This window comes from Kitasatospora arboriphila (genome assembly GCF_039528095.1).
In the GTDB taxonomy this organism is placed as follows: Bacteria; Actinomycetota; Actinomycetes; order Streptomycetales; family Streptomycetaceae; genus Kitasatospora; species Kitasatospora arboriphila.
Genome location: NZ_BAAALD010000022.1, coordinates 1 through 4,134, shown reverse-complemented (window position 1 = coordinate 4,134; position 4,134 = coordinate 1). Strand labels below are relative to the sequence as shown.

Below are 4,134 nucleotides of genomic sequence, written 5' to 3'. Positions count from 1 at the left end.
ACGGGGGGGCGGCGACGCTCCGTCAGGAATCCCTGACGGAGCGTGGACGAACGGCGGGCCGCCCCCGCCGGCCGCGACCCCGCGCCGCGATCCCCGCATCCGCCGGAACCGCCGGCCCGGTCCGTCCGACTACCTGCACCGGGCCGGCAGCCGCCGCCCCGCAGCACGGACCATCCGGAGACCACCATGCGCGCTCGCGCCCTGTGCGGCCTGGCCGCCGCCCTCGCCCTGCTCGCCTCGGCCTGCGCGAGCGGCGGCGGCACCCCCGCCGCGGGCACCGGCACCCCCGCACCGTCCGCGGCCACCGGCGGATTCCCCGTCCGGGCGGCCGACTGCACCGGCGCGGAGACCGTCTTCGACACGCCGCCCCGGAGGATCGTCACCAGCAACGCCGCTGCCCTGGAGATGCTGCTCCGGCTCGGCGCCGGGGACCGGGTGATCGGCACCGGATTCCCGCCCGGCACCGGCACGATGCCCGCCGACCTGGCCGAGCGCGCCGCCGCCGTCCCCGTCCTCGGACGCGCCGTCATCGCCAAGGAGAAGCTGCTCGGCTCCGGCGCCGACCTGTACGTCGACACCTTCGCCTCGATGGGCGCCATGGGCGGGGCGATGGGCGCCGCCCCCACCGAGCAGGAGTTCGCCGCGGCCGGCGTCAAGCACGTCCAGCTGCACTCCACCGCCTGCGCCGACCGGCTCACCGGCCCGCAGCAGGACCTCTCCGAGGTGGCCGCCGACATCCGCCGGCTCGGCGCGATCACCGGCACCACGGCCCGCGCCGAGGAACTGGTGGCCGGGATGGAACGCACCGTCGGCGCAGTCCGCACCGCGCTCGCCGCCGTCCCCGCCGACCGCCGCCCCTCCTACTTCTTCTTCGACGCCGACGCCGGCACCAAGCAGCCGATGGCCGCCTGCGGGCGCCAGGTCGCCAACGCGGTGATCACCCTCGCCGGCGCCCGCAACGTCTTCGCCGACTGCAAGGGCACCTTCAAGCCCGTCTCCTGGGAGGACGTCGTCGCCGCCGACCCCGACTGGATCCAGCTCGGCGTCCGCAACCGCGGCAGCGAGGCCGAGACCCGCAAGGCCTACGAGCAGGCCGAGGCCTTCCTCCGCGACTTCCCCGCGACCCGGGAGCTGAAGGCCGTCCGCGCGGGCCACTTCGTCCGGATCGGCTCCGAGGTGACCACCATCGCGGGCGTCCGCAACGCCGACACCGTGCTCGCCGTCGCCCGCGCCGTCCACCCCGGACTCACCGTGGAAGGCCGCTAGATGGCCGCCACCGCAGCACCGGACGCGGCCCCGGCCGTCCGGAGGTCAGCGACCCCGCGCACCGGCGCGGTGGCGGTCGCCCTCGCGCTCGCGCTGGCGGTCGCCCTCACCCTCGCCGTCTCGCTCGGCGCGGTGGACGTCCCGCCCGCCGAGGTGTGGGGCATCGTCACCCGCCGCCTCACCGGCCGCCCGGCGGAGCCCGGCACCCGCGACCTGATCGTCTGGCAACTGCGCGCCCCCCGCGCCCTGCTGGCGGCCGTCGTCGGCGCCGGACTCGGCCTCGTCGGCACCGCCGTGCAGGCTCTCGTCCGCAACCCGCTCGCCGACCCCTACCTGCTCGGCATCTCCTCCGGCGCCACCCTCGGCGCCGTCGCCGTCACCGTGCTCGGCACCGCGGCCGGCGCCGGCCTCGGACTCGGCCTCTCCGGCGCGGCCTTCGCCGGGGCGCTCACCGCCTTCGCCCTGGTCTGGACGATCGCCCGGCGCGGCGGCGGCTTCGCCCCGCTGCGGCTGGTGCTCGCCGGCATCGGCATCGGCCAGTTCCTCGCCGGGTTCACCAGCTTCCTCGTCCTGCAGGCCGGCGACGAACAGCGCACCCGCGGCGTGCTGTTCTGGCTGATGGGCAGCCTCGGCGGCACCACCTGGAGCCAACTCGCGCTGCCCGCCGCGGCGGTCGCCCTCGGCGCCGTCCACCTGCAGGCCCGCGCCAGGGCGCTGAACGCGCTGGCCGTCGGCGACGAGACCGCCACCGGCCTCGGCGTCGACGTCGCCCGGCTGCGCCGCGAACTCTTCACCGTCACCAGCCTGCTGACCGGCGTGATGGTCGCCGTCTCCGGCGCCATCGGCTTCGTCGGCCTGCTCGTGCCGCACGTCTGCCGGCTGCTCGTCGGCGGCGACCACCGGCGGCTGCTGCCGCTCGCCGCCCTCACCGGCGCCGTGCTGCTCACCGCCGTCGACACCCTCGCCCGGACGGCCCTCGCCACCCAGGAGGTCCCGATCGGCGTGGTCACCGCGCTGCTCGGCGCGCCCGTCCTCCTGTACCTGCTCGACCGACGACCGGAGCACCGATGAGGATCGACATCGAGGACCTGACCGTCCGGCTGGCCGGCCGCGACGTGCTCACCGGCGCCCAACTGTTCGCCGCCGAGGGCGAGACCGTCGGCCTGGTCGGACCCAACGGCAGCGGCAAGTCCACCCTGCTGCGCACCGTCTACCGCCACCTGCGGCCGCACGCGGGCAGGGTCCTGCTCGCCGGGCGCGACCTGCGCTCGCTCGGCGCCGCCGAGGCCGCCCGGCGGATCGCCGCCCTGCCGCAGGAGCGCGGCGCGGAGGCCGACTTCACCGTCCGCGAGATGGTCGCGCTGGGCCGCACCCCCTACCAGCGGGCCTTCGCCGGCGAGTCCGCCGCCGACCGCGAGCTGGTCGCCGAGGCCCTCGCCGAGGTCGGCCTGCAGGGCCACGAACACCGCGGCTTCGCCTCGCTCTCCGGCGGCGAACGCCAACGCGCGCTGCTGGCCCGGGCCTTCGCCCAGCAGCCGGAGGTCCTGGTGCTGGACGAGCCGACCAACCACCTCGACGTGCAGCACCAGATCGACCTGCTCGCCCTGCTCCGGGCCCGCCGCCGCACCACCCTGATCTCGCTGCACGACCTCAACGCCGCCGCCTCGCTCTGCGACCGCCTGCACGTGCTGGACCGGGGCGCCGTGGTGGCCTCCGGCCCGCCGCGCGAGGTGCTCACCGCCGAGCTGCTCGCCGAGGTCTTCGGCGTCCGCGCCGCGGTGGTCGACCACCCGCTCACCGGCGACCCGCTGATCGCCTTCGACCACCGGGCCGGGGCCGGCGGCCGAACGCCCAGGCCGTAGTCCCTCAGTTGTCGAACCAGACCACCAGCCTGACGTTCGCCGCGCCGTGCACCCCGGCCAGCGCACCCATGACCTGCCACACCGGGGCCCACGGGCCGTCCGGGGGCACGGCGTCGCGGCGCACCATGCGGACGGTGCGCAGCAGCCTCCCGTCCTGGATCCAGGCGGCGCCTTCCGGCCGGCCCCCGGTGTCCCGGAGGGACTTGCCGGTCAGCACCCAGCCGCGGGTCGGCACCAGGGAGTACTCCTCGACCCGTTCGTCCACGGCCTCGGCCGGCTCGTCCCAGTCCACCGCGGCCAACTCCGCCCAGGAGATCCAGGACGCGCCGTGGGCGTCCCGGCCCCAGGCCTCGTACTCCCGTCGGACCTCGGCCGCCACGTCCTCGGGCAGGCCCCGCCCGTCGGCCAGCGGGCGGAACCCGGCGTGGTTGCGCACGCCGAACAGGCAGCCGAAGGCGTCGTAGCACCGGCCGCCGTACAGCAGATCGAGGTCCACCGCCGGCCACCAGCGGATGTCGTCGTCCTCGTCGAGCACTCCGTGGGTGGCCCGGCACTCCACGAAGCCGTGGATGTCGGCTCCCATGCGGGTGGATTCTCCGGGCCCGGCGGGCGTGCCGCCAGGCGTTTTCCGCCGGCGCGGCCGTTCGCGCGGCCCGGGGCGGTGTTCGGCACTCGCACACCGGGCCGGGAGCCGGCGGGGGCGGGTGGTGGCCGTGGGCGGGGACCGTGACCCGTCCGGGCGTCCGGCGGTTGGACCCGGTATGACGATCTCTCCACTGCCCTGGCTGCCGCTCCCGGCCACCTTCGACCAGGTCGCCCGGGTGGTGGGGCGGGGCTTCGAGCAGGGGACGCGGGCCGCCGCCGGCGAGGACCTCGCGGCCATGCACCGCGCCGCCGCGGCCGGCGCCCGGGCCGCCGCCTGGGTGCGGCGGCTCGCCGGGCGGCAGGCCGCCGACGCGCACGGGCGGGCGCTGGAGCAGACCGGCCCGGGGCTCGCCCCGGCCAG

Annotated in this window: 5 protein-coding genes; 4 read left to right on the top strand and 1 reads right to left on the bottom strand. The window is 77.1% G+C overall.

Going from position 1 to position 4,134, the window contains the following annotated elements:
* The first annotated feature begins 186 nt into the window (after window positions 1-186).
* Genes ABD353_RS14095 through ABD353_RS14085 form a run of 3 tightly spaced genes read left to right on the top strand, consistent with a single transcriptional unit; the run spans window position 187 to window position 3,128 of the window.
* On the top strand, window positions 187-1,266 hold the full coding sequence (locus ABD353_RS14095) for an ABC transporter substrate-binding protein (RefSeq protein WP_344623906.1): 1,080 nt from the start codon (window positions 187-189) through the stop codon (window positions 1,264-1,266).
* A complete protein-coding gene (locus tag ABD353_RS14090; RefSeq protein ID WP_344623905.1) occupies window positions 1,267-2,337 on the top strand; it encodes a FecCD family ABC transporter permease in 1,071 nt (356 codons plus the stop codon).
* Entirely contained in the window at window positions 2,334-3,128 is a 795-nt protein-coding gene (locus tag ABD353_RS14085) for an ABC transporter ATP-binding protein (protein WP_344623904.1), read from the top strand. The genes ABD353_RS14090 and ABD353_RS14085 overlap by 4 nt, the downstream gene beginning before the upstream one ends.
* A gap of 4 nt (window positions 3,129-3,132) precedes the next feature.
* Here ABD353_RS14085 and ABD353_RS14080 read toward each other — a convergent pair whose 3' ends face one another.
* A complete protein-coding gene (locus tag ABD353_RS14080) occupies window positions 3,133-3,711 on the bottom strand; it encodes a hypothetical protein (protein ID WP_344623903.1) in 579 nt (192 codons plus the stop codon).
* A 178-nt stretch (window positions 3,712-3,889) separates the two neighbouring features.
* Here ABD353_RS14080 and ABD353_RS14075 point away from each other — a divergent pair.
* The coding region (locus ABD353_RS14075; protein ID WP_425555153.1) for a hypothetical protein at window positions 3,890-4,134 on the top strand (245 nt) is incomplete at its 3' end.

Excerpts from the sequence above, each read along its gene's own strand:
- ABD353_RS14090 (WP_344623905.1), top strand. The coding sequence starts at position 1,267 with ATGGCCGCCACCGCAGCACCGGACGCGGCCCCGGCCGTCCGGAGGTCA.
- ABD353_RS14085 (WP_344623904.1), top strand. The coding sequence starts at position 2,334 with ATGAGGATCGACATCGAGGACCTGACCGTCCGGCTGGCCGGCCGCGAC.
- ABD353_RS14095 (WP_344623906.1), top strand. The coding sequence starts at position 187 with ATGCGCGCTCGCGCCCTGTGCGGCCTGGCCGCCGCCCTCGCCCTGCTC.
- ABD353_RS14080 (WP_344623903.1), bottom strand. The coding sequence starts at position 3,711 with ATGGGAGCCGACATCCACGGCTTCGTGGAGTGCCGGGCCACCCACGGA.